This is a genomic window from Burkholderia dolosa, from assembly GCF_902499135.1.
In the GTDB taxonomy this organism is placed as follows: Bacteria; Pseudomonadota; Gammaproteobacteria; order Burkholderiales; family Burkholderiaceae; genus Burkholderia; species Burkholderia dolosa.
In genome coordinates this window covers 43323-58543 of record NZ_CABVPR010000041.1, presented here as the reverse complement: position 1 = coordinate 58543, position 15221 = coordinate 43323, and the positions used below count along the sequence as shown (strand labels likewise).

15 protein-coding genes are annotated in these 15221 nt (G+C 65.2%); 11 read left to right on the top strand and 4 right to left on the bottom strand.

Annotated elements, in window-relative coordinates:
• The 4 genes from BUB20358_RS18640 to BUB20358_RS18625 form a co-directional block, all read left to right on the top strand.
• Nucleotides 1-1065 (top strand): polymorphic toxin type 43 domain-containing protein (locus BUB20358_RS18640; protein WP_243408560.1); only part of this gene is annotated, 1065 nt, incomplete at its 5' end.
• Complete coding sequence (locus BUB20358_RS18635) at nucleotides 1062-1514, top strand: hypothetical protein (protein ID WP_123806713.1); 453 nt, start codon at nucleotides 1062-1064, stop codon at nucleotides 1512-1514. The genes BUB20358_RS18640 and BUB20358_RS18635, both read left to right, overlap by 4 nt.
• A gap of 279 nt (nucleotides 1515-1793) precedes the next feature.
• Nucleotides 1794-2264 carry a PM0498 family protein gene (locus BUB20358_RS18630; protein WP_223296978.1) on the top strand — a complete coding sequence of 157 codons (471 nt, stop codon included), beginning with the start codon at nucleotides 1794-1796 and terminating at the stop codon, nucleotides 2262-2264.
• A 73-nt stretch (nucleotides 2265-2337) separates the two neighbouring features.
• The gene (locus BUB20358_RS18625; protein WP_045552248.1) at nucleotides 2338-4098 is read left to right on the top strand and encodes a ShlB/FhaC/HecB family hemolysin secretion/activation protein; all 1761 of its coding nucleotides are present in this window, start codon (nucleotides 2338-2340) and stop codon (nucleotides 4096-4098) included.
• Nucleotides 4099-4651: 553 nt separating this feature from the next.
• Here BUB20358_RS18625 and BUB20358_RS18620 read toward each other — a convergent pair.
• Together BUB20358_RS18620 and BUB20358_RS18615 are read right to left on the bottom strand one after the other, a co-directional pair.
• A complete protein-coding gene (locus BUB20358_RS18620; protein ID WP_158380438.1) occupies nucleotides 4652-4795 on the bottom strand; it encodes a hypothetical protein in 144 nt (47 codons plus the stop codon).
• A 207-nt stretch (nucleotides 4796-5002) separates the two neighbouring features.
• Nucleotides 5003-5410 carry an Ohr family peroxiredoxin gene (locus tag BUB20358_RS18615; protein WP_006765906.1) on the bottom strand — a complete coding sequence of 136 codons (408 nt, stop codon included), beginning with the start codon at nucleotides 5408-5410 and terminating at the stop codon, nucleotides 5003-5005.
• A 521-nt stretch (nucleotides 5411-5931) separates the two neighbouring features.
• Here BUB20358_RS18615 and BUB20358_RS18610 point away from each other — a divergent pair.
• Nucleotides 5932-6867, top strand: a complete 936-nt coding sequence (locus BUB20358_RS18610) for a universal stress protein (protein WP_035975269.1) — start codon at nucleotides 5932-5934, stop codon at nucleotides 6865-6867.
• 759 nt (nucleotides 6868-7626) lie between these two features.
• On the top strand, nucleotides 7627-7884 hold the full coding sequence (locus BUB20358_RS18605; protein WP_006765908.1) for a DUF3562 domain-containing protein: 258 nt from the start codon (nucleotides 7627-7629) through the stop codon (nucleotides 7882-7884).
• A 47-nt stretch (nucleotides 7885-7931) separates the two neighbouring features.
• Here BUB20358_RS18605 and BUB20358_RS18600 read toward each other — a convergent pair whose 3' ends face one another.
• Complete coding sequence (locus tag BUB20358_RS18600; RefSeq protein ID WP_123806712.1) at nucleotides 7932-8114, bottom strand: hypothetical protein; 183 nt, start codon at nucleotides 8112-8114, stop codon at nucleotides 7932-7934.
• A 33-nt stretch (nucleotides 8115-8147) separates the two neighbouring features.
• On the opposite strand from BUB20358_RS18600, the gene BUB20358_RS18595 reads away from it, so the two are divergent.
• The gene (locus BUB20358_RS18595) at nucleotides 8148-9947 is read left to right on the top strand and encodes a methyl-accepting chemotaxis protein (protein ID WP_035974110.1); all 1800 of its coding nucleotides are present in this window, start codon (nucleotides 8148-8150) and stop codon (nucleotides 9945-9947) included.
• A gap of 86 nt (nucleotides 9948-10033) precedes the next feature.
• Here the strand turns inward: BUB20358_RS18595 and BUB20358_RS18590 are convergent, their stop codons facing one another.
• Nucleotides 10034-11080 (bottom strand): sigma-54 interaction domain-containing protein, encoded by a 1047-nt coding sequence (locus BUB20358_RS18590; protein ID WP_006765910.1) that lies wholly within the window; start codon nucleotides 11078-11080, stop codon nucleotides 10034-10036.
• 342 nt (nucleotides 11081-11422) lie between these two features.
• Between BUB20358_RS18590 and BUB20358_RS18585 the strand changes: the two genes are divergently transcribed.
• From BUB20358_RS18585 to BUB20358_RS18570, 4 genes are all read left to right on the top strand, one after another.
• On the top strand, nucleotides 11423-13396 hold the full coding sequence (locus tag BUB20358_RS18585; RefSeq protein ID WP_035974112.1) for a hybrid sensor histidine kinase/response regulator: 1974 nt from the start codon (nucleotides 11423-11425) through the stop codon (nucleotides 13394-13396).
• Between the two features lie 49 nt (nucleotides 13397-13445).
• Nucleotides 13446-13862, top strand: coding sequence for a BON domain-containing protein (locus BUB20358_RS18580; RefSeq protein ID WP_035974113.1), 417 nt, complete (start codon nucleotides 13446-13448; stop codon nucleotides 13860-13862).
• 77 nt (nucleotides 13863-13939) lie between these two features.
• On the top strand, nucleotides 13940-14485 hold the full coding sequence (locus BUB20358_RS18575; RefSeq protein ID WP_006765914.1) for a hypothetical protein: 546 nt from the start codon (nucleotides 13940-13942) through the stop codon (nucleotides 14483-14485).
• A 146-nt stretch (nucleotides 14486-14631) separates the two neighbouring features.
• A complete protein-coding gene (locus tag BUB20358_RS18570) occupies nucleotides 14632-15219 on the top strand; it encodes a DUF4142 domain-containing protein (RefSeq protein WP_223296985.1) in 588 nt (195 codons plus the stop codon).
• The last annotated feature ends 2 nt before the right edge of the window (nucleotides 15220-15221 follow it).

The window sequence follows — 15221 nt, the reverse complement described above, 5'->3', positions numbered from 1 at the left end:
CAAGGCATCGGCGCTTACGCAGATATGAAGCAGAAGGAAGCCCAACACGCGGCCGATGCGGCCAAGCTGGCGGGCGACACTACGGCACAGGCTACATATCAGGCAGAGGCCGATTCGTGGGCGGAAGGTGGTACGAACCGAGTGCTGATGCATACCGCCGGTGGCGCATTCCTTGCTGGATTAGGCGGTGGTAATGCCCTTGCCGGTGCGGCGGGTGCCGGATTGTCGTCGGCGCTGGCCGGTAAGCTGAATAGTCTTGCAGACGCGGTTGGCGGCAGTACAGATTCGATGCTGGCAGGCAACGTGTTGTCGAACGTGTTGGCTGGTGCGGGTGGCGCGTTGATCGGTGGTACATCGGGTGCGTTCACAGCAACGAATGCCGACTTGTATAACCGTGATCAAACCAATGCAAACGGTACAGGAGGCACGGGGAGTGAATTTCTTGACAAGGGATGGAACTACGCCAAGCAGTTTGGCAATGCAGCATTGGACCTTGTGCCCGGCCACAAGATGGCAGATCAAGCGCAGACTGCATTTTCCAACGGCAATGTGGGCATGGGGGTAGCGCTTGCCGTTGGTTCGATTGGCGACGCGGCACTAGGTGTTCTGACCATTGGTGAAGGTAAGGCTATTGAAAACGCCACAAGCAAGGTAATTGAAAAAATTGCTTCGAAGGCCCCGGTTTTCTCCGGTTCCGGTCCTGTATCCGGTGTGATTGCTATCACTGACGACACTTCAGTTGCCGCTCTTAAGAATTACTATCCGTCTAAGGGAAGTATCGAGTTTGTGTTTGACCCGACCACGAATACATTTGCTGTTGGAAAACCTGCATCAGGGTTGTTTGACGGTTCTGCGCATCAGCAATTGGCGCAGGCCATCGGTGCAAATGATGCACATGTGGTTGGAGGGGGATTTAGTCGAGCCGCAGACGGATCGATTCTTACGACAGAAAATAGCGGACACTACGGCCAGAATTGGACGCCTGAAATTTGGAATCAATTCCAACAATGGCTGTCCAAACGAGTCGGGGTGCCGGTGAATCATACTCCTTGGGGAAGCAAATGAAAGCCGAATTCGTGCCAAGTCCGATTGTCAAGGAAAACGCAATTTGGGTTGTTAGTGTGGGAAAGGTGTGCGTTGGCGTTGATTCGATTGGAACTTGGAGTATTGACTTAAATGGAAATGTGCGCGCGGTTAAATCGCCAGAGGATACAATGCCGCTGCTTCCAATTCTAGAATTGGATCGAGATAATTTCTTTGATGGCCTTAAGCGCATTGCACGAGAGTTTCCTGATTTCGAAAATCAAGTTGCCTCGTTTCCTGAGAATCTCTTGATAGAATTTGCACTTGATTCATCAGTCTCGGAATATTGGCCATCCAAGGCATTGAATTGGATTGAGGGTGCACCTGCATTGATCTCGATTTTTTCTCCGCTGATGAAAAGCGTAATTGATAGAAAGTGGGCGACTCAGTCTATCAAGCAGAGAATTGGGCGACTTATAAAATCCATTTGATTGGAGTTAAATTTACTAACAATAACGATGAGCATCTTTCATCGCCTGACAGTTTTGCCAATTGCAGCCCTCGTATCGTTCGGGGTTCATGCTGAACAGGCTCCGACGCCTGCCGCCCAAGCCGAGCCGCGTGTGCGAATGCAGAACAAGATCGGCAGGCGCAACGATCCGAATACGAACTCGTTCCCGGGCGCACCAAACTCAGTTAACAAGCTGCTAAACAATCCGAGCTTCAATTCCCGCAATTCAGAAGGGACTCAGCAAGTACCTTGGAGGTAAATGATGAAAATTAATCGCGCTATGAAGGGGGCATTGAGTGAAGTGCGACTGGACGGGCCGCTCAATCCATCGCTAAAGAGCATCGCAGATAGTGGATTCGATTTGCTTGAAGAGTGCTACTTCCTTCGTGGTCTATTAGGGGCAACGAACGTGACGCGAGGGAGTTTTACCGATTGCACGGGCTATGAATGCTTCGTTAATTCTTTGCATGTTGAAGACTACGATTCGGTGGCGCCACTTACACAGGCTGTCCTGCTTGTGAAGGAGGTGTTTATGGTTTGGAATGCAATGCAACGAACATCGCGAATCACCGCCATCATAAGTGCTGATGAATTTAGTGTTGTGACCAAATTTCATGTCCAACGACCCGGAGAGCAATGGTTAAGCGATAACATCGATGGTTATGATGATCCAGTTATGTCGATTGATTCAGACGAGGATGTTCTTTCTCAAATAGCGACGATTCGATGAACGGATACGTCGCGGAATGTGATGACGAACAGTTGTGCCACTTAATCTACCTCAGGGTTCTGCCCGTCTGACAATGAAAACAATTAAACGGCTGGCGGCAGTACCGCTTGCGGCTTTTGTATCGTTTGCGGTTCAGGCGCAACAAGCTCCTACGTCAGCCGACCAAGCCGCCGCCGCGCGTGCGAATGCAGAACAAGATCGGCAGGCGCAGCAGCAACGCGACGCGCAGCAGCGCGACGCAGCCGTGCGCGCACCGTCAGTGCGTTCGGAAGTGCCGCTTGTTGAAGCGTATCCAACGCTTCCGACCGAAACACCGTGCTTCCGCATTGACCGCTTCACGCTCGATGTTCCCGATTCGCTGCTCGCAATAGTGAAATCGCAAGGCGCGTCCGCGTTTCCAATGGACCGTTTTGCTTTCGCACGTGAGTGGCTTGAACACTACACCGGACAGTGCGTCGGCAAGCAAGGTCTTGATGTGCTTGTCAAAGCGTTATCGCAAGACATTCTTTCGCGCGGCTACATCACGACGCGCGTACTGCTGCCCGAACAGGATTTGTCGTCCGGTACGTTGAAAGTCTCGCTGATTCCCGGCGTGATCCGACACGTGCGCTTCGCCGATGAAAAACTGCGGGGCACATGGAAAACCGCGTTTCCAACACGCGACGGCGAACTGTTGAACTTGCGCGACCTTGAGCAAGGTTTGGAGCAGATGAAGCGCGCACAGAGTCAAGACGTGTCGATGCAGATCGTTCCGGCCGATGTACCTGGCGAAAGCGATGTCGTGCTCGATGTGAAGCGTGGCAAGCCGTGGACAGTCGTTGCATCGATCGACAACTCGGGCACGCGTGCGACCGGCAAGCTACAGGGCAATCTGTCGATCGGTATTGATAACCCGCTCGGGCTAAACGACGTCTTTAATGTCGGCGTGAGCCAAGACCTTGAACTTGGCGACAAGCGCCTTGGTTCGCACGGCTGGAACGGTTTCTATTCGATCCCGTGGGGCTATTGGACCGCGACGTTATCGGCCTACACGAACACGTACTACCAGCAAATCGCTGGCGTGAATCAAACATTCGTTGCAAGCGGCAATTCAAAGACGATCGATTTCAAGCTTGCCCGAGTGCTTGCACGCAGCCAGAACGACGTATTCGGCGGCTATGTCCGCTTGTCGCGCCGCTTCGGTCAGAGTTTCATCGAAGATACGGAAATCCCGCAGCAGCGTCGCAACAACACGTTCGTTGAATTCGGCCTGACTGATCGTCACTACTTCGACGGCGCGCAGTTCGACGGCACGCTGGCGTACCGACAGGGCGTCGGAGGCTTGGGTGCACAGGACGACATTCTTGCTGCCGGTGGCGGTCCGACTTACCGCTTCAGGATGGCGGTACTTGATACGAACCTGTCCGTGCCTTTCGCGATCGCGAAGCAGCCGTTCCGATACGTGACGAACATCCACGGCCAATATACCGGGAACTCGCTGTACTACATCGATGACTTGACGATCGGCAGTCGCTACACAGTTCGCGGTTTCGACGGCGAAACGATGCTGGCGGCGGCGCGCGGCTTCTACTGGCGCAATGAACTGCAGATGCCGATCGGACAGACCGGACAGGCGATCTATGCGGGATTGGATTACGGCCGCGTTTGGGGGCCGCAGCCGGTTGCGTTGGTCGGCACGCAACTGGCCGGTGCAGTGATCGGCGTGAAGGGCAGCGTCGCGACGCGCTTCGGCGGCTACGGCTACGACCTGTTCGCCGGTACGCCGGTCTACAAGCCGTCCGGATTCCCGACTGCGCGTGTGACGGTCGGCTTTCAGGTGACCGCGCAGTTCTAAGGAAATTCGAGGATGCAGAGTCGGGCGCGTGCACGGATCAAAGATTCGAAATCGTCGGCTAATGGCGAGGTCGATGAGAAGGCGTTGCGTCAGAGCCGCCGTGCGTTTGAACAGGCGCTACGCGACCACGTGCAAGCCTTGCTGTCGCCCGACGCAGACCCTGTTCCGTCGTGCCCGCGCTGCAAAGGAACGGCGATCGACAAAAAGGGATACACGCATCGATACACGGGGCGGCTGCCGACCTACATTTGCAGAGGCTGCGGCCAGTATTTCAACCGCCTCAGTTTCACACCGCTTGCACAACGTTGTCGAAGTGACGTTGTGAGGCCGTCTCTGACGGGCGAGGCAAGCCTCGACGGAATGCCTATGTCGAGCGATTCAATCGGACCGCGATACGCATGATCGCCGCGGTAACACCGGGAAGATCTGTCCCGCGTGCAGCGTCTCGTGGCCGACTGGATGTGGACTCGCAATCACGCCGGCCCGCACAACGTCGCCTGCAGGACCTTCGCTGCACCGAGGCGGCAGGCCGCGCAGCCGGCCCGCGCGCGAATTACTGCGGCGAGCCGTAGAGCGTGAAGCGGCTCAAATGCAGGCCGCTCGATGTCGTTCCGCTTGGGCAGGTGAGGTAGAGCAGGACGCCGACAGCACACAGCCACACCACGATTCCACCTATCCAGATTGAAATGCGCTTCATTTGGATCCCTCGTATTTTGGTCTTGACGGGACGTTCAACCGTCCTCTTTTAAGCATCGGATTCGGACCCGCCGGCTGCCGTGCGGGCGATGCGATGCGCAAATCATCGCTGTGCGCCTGAGTGGCGATTGCGACGGATCCGAATCCGCTGAGCCGTCGCGGATGGAACGCTGCGACCGGCGACCTCGACAGCGCCGGTTTTCCGGCGTCACACGAGCGTCAGCGTGACCTTGACGTTGCCCCGCGTCGCATAATCTGCGTTGTCGATCAGGGAGCGGGCGGTATGGCGATCCATGCGCGGCAGCGAGACCTTTAGCTCCGCCTCGATACCGAACCCGCCCACGACGGGGCCGAGCGCGATATGAGCATCGACTTTCGCGTCAGCGGGCATCTCGATGTTGTCGCGCGCTGCGACAAACTTCATGGCGCCGAGAAAGCAGGCGCTGTAGGCGGCAGCAAAGAGCTGCTCGGGATTGGTTTTTGTACTGTTGCCGCTGCCGGTCTGGTGCGGTTCCGAAAGCGTGAACCGCATATTGTTCTCGGGAATGACCGCGTGTCCGTTACGTCCACCTGTTGCGGTTGCGTGAGTGCGATAAAGAACCTTCTCGAGCGTCATGATGGATCTCCTGTGCAGTTATGCCGACGCCGTCGCGCGATCGATTGAACGACTTGTACGGGTAGCGCCGCCATGCGGTAATTTTCAGCGAGCGGCGTATCCGGTGATATGGGATGGTTCCCAAAACGAGATGGGACAGCCGTCTGAGCGGAAGACGAGCGGGTATCCCTTTTACGAACCTCGCGCTGAACGTGGCGCCGCGTACGCCTTTGCGCTCGGTGAGGGTTGCGGGCCGCACGCGACGCGACGCTTCCAAGCGCATATCCGGTGCGCGCGACGCCGAACAAATAATTGTCCGGCCGTCCCGCGTGCGCGACGGCGGTCGCACGCGCGTTGATCGAGGTCATGCACGCGCGGGCCGGACGTTCTATGCTGTCCGCATCGCTCGTCCGCGCTTCGCGTCGCGGCTACCGATGCCGGCAGCGGCACACACGCCGTGCGTCCGCCGCTCGCCACGGCCGCATCCGCGCGAAGCTTTCGTCGCCGTTTCGCGGCGACGCGCCCGCCCGGAGATCTTCGTCATGCAGCCTGCCCAGCCCGCCCCATCGCTCGACCGAATCGCGCTGGCCGTCGATCCGACGCCCGAATCGCTGACCGCCGCGCGTTATGCGCGCACGCTGCTGCGTCCCGGCATGCACTTGCGGATCGTCTGCGCGATCGACAATCCGCGTCTCGTGCTGCCCGACATCCCGCGCATCGACGCGCTGCTCACGTCCGCACGCGACGACATGGTGCGCGAAGCGCGCGCAACGCTCGAGCGAATCGCCGCGCTGTTCGCCGACAGCGGCGCGCACGTCGAACAGGCGATCGTCGATACGTCGGTCACCGGCGGCACCGTGGCCGATGCGCTCGCGAACGACACGTCCGCGTGGCGGGCCGACGTGCTGATCGTCGGTGCGAATCCGCATCACGGGCTGCTGCGGCTCGTCGAAGGCACGATGTCGGATACGCTGGCTGCACGCGCGCGCTGCGCGCTGCTGATCGTGCCGGCCGCGTATGTACGCGCATCGGACGGCCCGTTGCAGCGGCTGATGTTCGCGGTGGACGGCAGCGAACCGTCGATGCACGCGGTGCGGGTCGGGCTCGGCTTCGCGGCGCCGACGACGCTGCTGTATGCCACGTATGTCGTCGATCGCGCGGTTCGGCTGACCGACATCGTGCCGGTGCGCGCGCTGGAGGATGCGTATCGCGCGGAGGGCGAGGACGTGCTCGCGCGCGTCGCTCCGTTGCTGCAGGCGAGCGGGAACCCGGCGCGGCGCGCGCTCGTCGAAACCCGCCCGACGAGCGACGACGTCGCGCATGCGCTGATGCGCGAGGCCGTGCATTGGCGAGCGGAACTGCTGGCGGTCGGCACGCACGGCCGGCGCGGCATCGCCGCGTGGCTGATCGGCAGCGTCGCGCGACGTGTCGCCCATCTCGCGCAAGTGCCGGTGCTGCTGGTGCGCGGTGCCGGATGACACGTCGCGGCGTCAGGTGGCCAAAGCGCGTTCCGGTTGACCTGCGTCAGAAACCGCGCGCGCATCGCGTGAGACAGTGCCGCAACATCGAGCGCCGACGCAGTCCGCGACGATCGTCGTCGCAGCATCCGTCCGCGTATCGGCTGACGATGCACGATGCATCGCCCGCTCGCGACCGTTTCATTTCAACCGTTTTCCGGAGCCGGCCGCCTGTGCGCGGCACGTCGATTCCGGTCCGGAACTCTCCGGCACGAGGGTAGGCAACCGCCGGTTGCCTTGGAAGAGGGCGGGGTGCGCGTCACCCCGTCCGCTTTCGCGGCCCGCATCGCGACGCATTCGTCGCGGCCCGTGTGCGACATCCCGAATCCGCGGACGAGCACGCGCGCCGACCGCGCCGCGGCGAATCCGCCGATCGTGCACGTTCGACCGGACGAATGCCGCGTGCGCGTGCGTTGCTTGACGCATGGTTTCGATGGGTCTACGTTGTCCGCTGCGTCGACGCCGTACAGCTTTGCATCGTTTGCGCGACGCACCGACCCTACATTCCGGGGAATGCGGGGCAACGCTTCAACACGTTCGCGGGCACAATGCGCCGCGGACGCTGCGCGCAGCCGGCCTGTCGACGGCCGGCTCGACGGCACGCAACGTGCGGTCGATCGCGCGCAACACGCTTCGGCGCATCGCACGCCGGGCGACGATCCAACGTCCAGACTTCCAGCATCGTTAACCGCTTGTTCCTCGACCGTCAGGAGCCTGTCGATGTCCCAGGACAATTTGCTCGATTCATTGAAGGAAGCCGCCGCGCAGCGCGCGATCGGCACGGACGAACTGCGCGCGATGCTCGACGACGAGATGCGCGCGCTTGCGTCGGACGCACGCGTTCACGACTACATCCACGTGTTCGCGATCCGGCATCTGCGCGAACGGATGCGCAGGCAGCCCGATTCCGACCGCGACGACGCGGCCGACGATGCGCGGCACGCGGTGCGGGAGCCGCGCGCCGGCAGTAGCCGGTAACGCGCGCTCGCGTGCGCCGATCCACTCGAATGACGTCCGCGCGGCGATCACGTCACGACGAGAAGTTCGGCAGCCGACGAATGCACCGCGCCGGCGCCCGATCGCAACTGCCCGCCGGCGCCTGCGATCCGCGCCGCCGCAGCGGCGACGCGTTTCGTCATACGTATCATCGAGCCGTCATGGCGCTCAAGTAAGCGGCGCGGCTGCCGTTTACCGGTGAATTCGTCCACCGGGCGTTCGCGCGCCCTTACCGAGTCGTTGCCATGTTCTCGTCCATCCGCGCCCGCATTCTTGCCGCGTGCGTCGCCATCGTCGTGTTCGCGCTGGTCGCCACCACACTGATCAATTACTTCATCGCGCAGTCGTACAACGACGACGCGATCGACCGCAATCTGACGTCGGTCGCAAGCGGCCACGTCGTCGGGATCGCGGACTGGGTCGCGACCCGCAGCCGGATGATCGCGTCGCTGCAGGACGCCGCGCTGTCGCCCGATCCGCTGCCGGTGTTCAAGCAGATGGCGGCGGCCGGCGGTTTCACGAACGTCTACGCGGGCTACGCGGACAAGACGTTTCGCTTCTCCGATCCGACCGGCATTCCGCCGGACTACGACCCGACCGCGCGTCCGTGGTACAAGCAGGCCGCGCAGGCGGGCAAGCCGGTCGTCACGCCGCCTTACGTCGACGCGGGCACCGGCAATCTCGTCGTCACGTTCGCGGTACCGATCCTGCGCGACGGCGCGCTGAAGGGCGTCGTCGCGGCGGACGTCGCGATGGACAGCGTGATCGCGAACGTGAAGTCGATCCGCCCGACGCCCGCGAGCTTCGGGATGTTGATCGACGGCAGCGGCCACGTGGTCGCGCATCCGGACCCGAAGCTGACGCTGAAGCCGGTCGCCGACGTGTCGCCGGATCTCGGCAGCGCGAGCGCGGCGTCGCTCGCGACGGCGAACGCGCCGGTCGAAGTGCGCGTCGGCGGCGACGCGAAGCTCGCGCGCGCGCAGCCCGTGCCGGGCACCGACTGGTATGCGGCGGTGCTGCTGGACAAGGCCGAAGCGACGGTCGGCATGCGTTCGCTGCTGACGACGTCGCTCGTCACGCTGATCGTCATCGTCGGCGTGGCGTCGCTGATCGTCGGCGCGATCACCGCGACCGCGTTCCGTCGGCTGTCGCAGGTGCGTCACGCGATGGCCGCGATCGGCTCCGGTGCCGGCGACCTGACGCAGCGGCTGCCGGCCGAAGGCCGCGACGAAGTCGCCGATATCGCCCGCTCGTTCAACAGCTTCGTCGGCAAGCTGAACACCGTGATGCGGCAGATTCGCGACGCGAGCGAATCGGTACGCACGGCCGCGAACGAGATTGCGGCCGGCAACCAGGATCTGTCGTCGCGCACCGAATCGGCGGCGGCGAGCCTGCAGCAAACGGCCGCGTCGATGGAGCAGATCACCGCGACCGTCGGCCAGTCGGCGGCCGCGGCGGGGCAGGCGGACGAACGCGCGGCCGCCGCGTCGCGGATCGCGTCGCATGGCGGTGCGGTCGTGTCGGAAGTCGTGTCGACGATGGGCAGGATCGAACAGGCGTCGGGCCGGATCGGCGACATCATCGGCGTGATCGACGGGATCGCGTTCCAGACCAACATCCTCGCGCTGAACGCGGCCGTCGAAGCGGCGCGCGCGGGCGAGCAGGGCCGCGGCTTCGCGGTCGTCGCGCAGGAAGTGCGCAGCCTCGCGCAGCGCAGCGCGCAGGCCGCGCGCGAGGTGAAGGTGCTGGTCGAATCGACGGTCGAGAGCGTGTCGGCCGGCTCGGGGCAGGTGCGTCAGGCCGGCGACACGATGCGCGAGATCGTGTCGAACGTCGCGAACGTGACGACGATCATCTCGGAGATCACGCATGCGGCGAACGAGCAGACGCGCGGCATTCAGGAAGTGAACCGCGCGGTCACGCAGCTCGACGAAATGGTTCAGCAGAACGCGGCGCTCGTCGAGCAGTCGACGGCGGCCGCGACCGCGCTGCAGACGCAGGCGAACGCGCTCGCGTCGACGGTCGGACAGTTCAAGGTCGCGTGAGCGTAGCGGCTGGAACAACGGGCTCGAACGGCGGCCGCTGAAGCCGCGCACGCCGCGACGACGCGCGGCGCGAGCGGCCGCGCCGATCAGGAACTGCCGCCCGGCTCGTTGTCGCGCATCAGCGCGAGCCGGTTGTACAGCGTCTTCAGGCTGATCCCGAGCGCCTTCGCGGCGCGCGGCTTGTTGCCGTCGAAGTGGCGCAGCGTCGCCGCGATGAAGTGCTGCTGCGCGTGATGCAGCGTCGCGCCGAGCGGCAGCGCCATCGCGTTGTCGGACGTGATCTCGGGCTGCGCAGTCTCCTTCGGCAGCGTGACGTCGATCCGCTCGTCCGCGAGGATGTACGCGCGCTCGATCGTGTTGCGCAGCTCGCGCACGTTGCCGGGCCACGAGTATGCGCGCAGCGCGGCGATCGCCGCGTCGGTCAGCCGCTTGTGCGAACGATGGCGCGCGTTGAGCGCATCGACGAATTCCTGCGCGATCGTCTCGACGTCGCCTTCGCGCTGACGCAGCGGCGGCACGTACAGCGCGAACGCGGCGAGGCGATAGAACAGGTCCTCGCGCAGCCGGCCGTCGCGCACGGCTTCGGCCGGGTTGTGGCGGGTCGCGGACACGATCCGCACGTCGAGCGGAATCGTCTCGGTGCCGCCGACGCGCATGATCGTGTTCGACTCGAGCGCGCGCAGCAGCTTCACCTGCAGCGCCGCCGGCATTTCGGCGATCTCGTCGAACAGCAGCGTGCCGCCGCGCGCGGCTTCGAAGAAGCCCTCGCGCTGCGCGATCGCGCCGGTGAAGCTGCCTTTCTCGTGACCGAACAGCTGCGACTCGGCGATGTCGGCCGGAATCGCGCCGCAATTGACCGCGATGAACGGGCCGTTGCGGCGTTCGCTGAGCTCGTGCAGCCGACGCGCGACGATGTCTTTGCCGACGCCGCTTTCGCCGGCGATCATCACGCTCGCGCCGGTCGGCGCGATCTTTTCGATACGGGACAGCAGCGTACGCATCGCGGCGGAGCGGCCGGAGAGCCGGCGGCCGTCTGCGCGCTGCTTCGAGCGGTTTGCGGATTCACCCATCGGTATTAACGCACCATTTTGAAAATTGGCAACACGTCGATTGGACGTTGCAATATTTATCATCGACAGTCGGATCCGTGTGAAGGTGCCGTGTAATAGAAAATTTCAATCAGCGCGTGCGAGCTAAAAGGACCGTCCGCCGCGCCGTGCAAGGGACTGGCTCGCGACCGTATCGATCCGTTTTTACAGCGCCCCGATGAAAAAATCGGAACGGCCGCGCAAGCGCGCGCGGCGCGCGACCCGATCCGTCCGACGATACGCGGCAGCCACAGCCGGCACCGCGCCGCGGCCAGCCGGGTACGGCCGTTGCGGGCGCATCCCGACTCGCCGGGCACGCGGCGGGATGCCGGATCGCCGGCGCGGCATGGCCGATGGCGGCAGAAGCCGGCGCGATTCAAGGAAACGATGACGACCCTTACCCGTGAGCTGTGCAAGCAGGCCGCGTGGGTCGTGCTGGCCGTCGGGGTGGCGTCCGCGCTGCAGGCGTGGGCGGCTCGCGTCGTCGGCATGCACGCACCGCTCGCGCCGCTGCCTTTTTATGCAGCCGTCGCGGTCGCCGCGTGGCAGACCTCGTTCGGCGGCGGTCTCGCCGCCGTCGCGACCAGCGCGATCGCGATGGCCGCGCTGGCATCGCGCCACGCGCCGCTGCCGCATCTGCTCGCGCATGCCGGCACGTTCGTCGCGATCGCGTTCGCCGAATGCGTGCTGGTCGCGATCGCCAAACCGCTGTTCAGGAACGATCGCTTGCCGGACAACGCCGGTGTCGCTCCCGGTGCCGGTGCCGGCGCCGGTTCGCCACGGCGCGAACCGGCCGTCGCGCCGCGGATGGCGGACGACATGCTGCTGCGACGCGTGGTCGACGCGGCGCCCGACGCAATCGTCGGCGTCGACGCCGAACGACGGATCACGAGCTGGAATCCGGCCGCGCAGCGGATCTTCGGGATCGATGCCGGTGCAGCCGTCGGGCGGGACGTCACGATGCTGATCGCGCCGCGCTGGCTGCGGCTGCATCCGGTGCCGACGTCGTTCGCGAACCTGCGTGCGCCGATCGGCCCGCTCGACGTGCTGTGCATGCGCGGCGACCGCAGTTGCTTCCGCGCGACGTTCGCCGCGTCGCCGATCGTCGATGCGCAGGGCAGGTCGGCCGGCTTGTCGATGACGCTGCGCGAAGCGCGCGAACGCCGCCTCGGCGAACGGCGCGACCTGCGCTCGCTGCGCGGGGCGCGCGACGCGCGCGTGCAGGCGGACGAGTCGAACCGGATGAAGGACGAACTGCTTGCGACGGTATCGCACGAACTGCGCACGCCGCTCAACGTGATCTACGGCTGGGTCGAGGTGCTGCGCAGCGTCGACGGCCAGGGGCTCGCGCAGCAGGCGGTCGACGCGATCGATCGCAGCGCGCGCTCGCTGTCGCGCATGGTCGGCGATCTGCTCGACGCGTCGTCGCTTGCGACCGGCCGGCTGCAGCTCGAACGCGTGCCGGTCGATCTCGTGCGCATCGTGCGCGAAACGGCCCGCGAACTGGCGGCGACCGCGCAGGCGAACGGCATCGTGCTCGCGACCGACTGCGCGATGCCGACCTGCGTGATTCCGGCGGACGGCGAGCGGCTGCGGCAGGTGCTGTCGAACCTGCTGTCGAACGCGATCAAGTACACGCCGCCGGGCGGGCGCGTCGACGTGTCGTTGACGCGGGCCGGCGAGCACGTGCGGCTGTCGGTCGCCGATACCGGGCAGGGCATCGCGCCGGAACATCTGCCGCATCTGTTCGACACGTTCAACCGGCCGCACGGTGCGCCGACGTCGCCGAAGCGCGGGCTCGGGCTCGGACTGTCGATCGTGCGCAACATCGCGCACCTGCACGGCGGCGACGTGTCGGCGACCAGCGACGGCGCCGGGCGCGGCACGACCGTGACCGTCACGCTGCCGGCCGGCTGGGACGCCGACGATCCGCCGCCGCGGCCGGGCGGTACGCCGACTGCGGTCGCGCTCGACGGCCGGCGCGTGCTCGTCGTCGACGACGACCCGACGTCGCTCGCCAGCCTCGCGGCCGCGCTTGAAACGCTCGGCGCGCAGGTGGCGACCGCGCAGTCGGGGCGCGACGCGCTCGCCGCGATGGAGCGGGAGCGTCCGGACGTCGTGCTGTCCGATCTCGCGATGCCGGACGGCGACGGCTTCTGGCTGCTCGACCGGATCCGCCATCTGCCGGACGGCGGTGCACGGCTGCCGGTGGTCGCCGTCACCGCGCACGCCGGAAGCGCGGACCGCAGCCGCGTGATGGCCGCCGGCTTCGACGCGTATCTGTGCAAGCCGGTCGACATGCCGACGCTTGCGAGCACGATCGTCGACGTATCGCGCGACGACGAGCGGCGGACCCGATGACGCGGCCGCGCAGCGACAGACGAAACCGGACGAAGAACCAGGAGGCACGATGAACGGAACGAAACGCGCGCGACGCGGCCGCCCGGCCGGCACGGCTTCGCCGTCGGATACGAAGCGGATGCCGCCGGCCGTGCGGATCGCGAGCATACTGATGGTGTCGTGTGCGTGGTTCGCGATGCCTCGCCACGCGTCGGCCGAACAGGGCACCGGCGCGAAGCTCGCGAGCCAGGCGTCGGCCATCGGCGGCCAGCTCCGCGATGCGACGATCGTGTCCCGTGCGCGGGCTGCGCTCGTCGCCGAGCGCGGGCTGGCGTCCGGCGACATCGACGTGCAGGTACGCGGCCGCGTGGCGGAGCTGACGGGCACCGTGCCCGACGAACAGCAACGCGCGACCGCGGTCCGGATCGTGCGCGGCATCGACGGCGTCCGCAGCGTGCGCGACGAGCTGCAGGTCCGCCGGAAGTAACGTATGCGCGGGCAAGCGCCGGGCCGGTCGGGCGTCGCGCGCCTCGCGGCCGTGCGCACCGGGCAGGAGGGTTCGACATGGACACCATCATCGCGGGTCGTTTCTCGACGCTCGAACAGGCGGAACGCTGCGCCGCGCAATTGCGCGGCCACGCGATGCACCGGGACGACGTGAAGGTCTTCTTTCTCAATCCACCGGGGCAGCACGCGCTGTTCTGGCTCGGCGGCGACGCGTATGCGGATTCCGCGGCACGCCCGGGCGGCGTCGGCGCGCTGGAAGGCGTCGGGATCGGCGCGGCGGTCGGAGTCGGCGGCGCGGCGCTGCTCGCCATCGCCGGGTTTCATTCGCCGCTCGCGTGGATCGGCGTGCCGCTCGTCGGCGGCTATGTCGGCGCACTATGCGGCGCGCTCGGCCGGATGAACGGCGATGCGCCCGAAGGCCACGGCGCATTGAAGCAGTGCGAGAACGGCGTCGTGCTGGCCGCGCACGTGACGCGCCGCACCGCGACGTTCGCCGAGCGCACGCTGCGGGCGGCCGGCGCACTGTCGGTCGAGCGCGTGCAGGGCGCATGGCAGAACGGCGCGTGGACCGATTTCTTCACGTCCGCGCACCGGCCGGCGTGACTCGCATCGGCTTGCCGTGCGCGGCCGGCGCGACGCATCGATCCTCGACGCAGGCGGAGGCGCGGATGAATGAAAAAGGGAAGCGCAGTAGCGGGCGTCGGCACGCAAGTCGGGTGCGCGCCGCCCGGACGCTGACGAAGGTCGCGATGGCCGCGATCGTCGGCACGCTCATCTGCGCGCCGGCGCACGCGGAAGCGACGCCCGCTTCGTCGGCGTCGTCAGCTTCGTCTGCGCAGGTCGCGCCGGGTGTCGTGCGTCCCGGCGACACCGCCGACGAGGACATCGCGCGACGGCCGACCGGCATCGACGCCGAGTTCGTCGACAAGGCAAGCATGATCGGCAAAACGGAACTGCAGGCGAGCCAGCTCGCGCTCGATCGCTCGACGCATCCGGACGTGAAAGCGTTCGCGCGGCGAATGCTCGACGAGCACGGCCGCATCGTCGATGAACTGCGGCGGCTCGGTGCCCGGAAGGGCGTGCCGGTCCAGACGCGGATGCTCGTCGATCCGGCGGTGACCGCGCTGCGCGCGCAGCAGGGGCGCGCTTTCGACACTGCGTACGTGGCGTTGGCCGGCACGCGCGCGCACGAAGAAGCGGTACGGATCTATGAAGAGGAAGCGCGGACCGGCCGCGATCCGCAGTTGCGCGCGTTCGCAGCCGACGCGCTGCCCGCGCTGAAAGCGCATCTGGCCGCCGCGCGGCAGCTCGCGAAGAAGATCGACGCGGCGCGCTGAAC

Bases quoted from the DNA above. Each gene is read 5' to 3' on its own strand.
- BUB20358_RS18635 (WP_123806713.1), top strand. From the start codon at position 1,062: ATGAAAGCCGAATTCGTGCCAAGTCCGATTGTCAAGGAAAACGCAATT.
- BUB20358_RS18630 (WP_223296978.1), top strand. From the start codon at position 1,794: ATGATGAAAATTAATCGCGCTATGAAGGGGGCATTGAGTGAAGTGCGA.
- BUB20358_RS18625 (WP_045552248.1), top strand. From the start codon at position 2,338: ATGAAAACAATTAAACGGCTGGCGGCAGTACCGCTTGCGGCTTTTGTA.
- BUB20358_RS18620 (WP_158380438.1), bottom strand. From the start codon at position 4,795: ATGAAGCGCATTTCAATCTGGATAGGTGGAATCGTGGTGTGGCTGTGT.
- BUB20358_RS18615 (WP_006765906.1), bottom strand. From the start codon at position 5,410: ATGACGCTCGAGAAGGTTCTTTATCGCACTCACGCAACCGCAACAGGT.
- BUB20358_RS18610 (WP_035975269.1), top strand. From the start codon at position 5,932: ATGCAGCCTGCCCAGCCCGCCCCATCGCTCGACCGAATCGCGCTGGCC.
- BUB20358_RS18605 (WP_006765908.1), top strand. From the start codon at position 7,627: ATGTCCCAGGACAATTTGCTCGATTCATTGAAGGAAGCCGCCGCGCAG.
- BUB20358_RS18595 (WP_035974110.1), top strand. From the start codon at position 8,148: ATGTTCTCGTCCATCCGCGCCCGCATTCTTGCCGCGTGCGTCGCCATC.
- BUB20358_RS18590 (WP_006765910.1), bottom strand. From the start codon at position 11,080: ATGATAAATATTGCAACGTCCAATCGACGTGTTGCCAATTTTCAAAAT.
- BUB20358_RS18585 (WP_035974112.1), top strand. From the start codon at position 11,423: ATGACGACCCTTACCCGTGAGCTGTGCAAGCAGGCCGCGTGGGTCGTG.
- BUB20358_RS18580 (WP_035974113.1), top strand. From the start codon at position 13,446: ATGAACGGAACGAAACGCGCGCGACGCGGCCGCCCGGCCGGCACGGCT.
- BUB20358_RS18575 (WP_006765914.1), top strand. From the start codon at position 13,940: ATGGACACCATCATCGCGGGTCGTTTCTCGACGCTCGAACAGGCGGAA.
- BUB20358_RS18570 (WP_223296985.1), top strand. From the start codon at position 14,632: ATGGCCGCGATCGTCGGCACGCTCATCTGCGCGCCGGCGCACGCGGAA.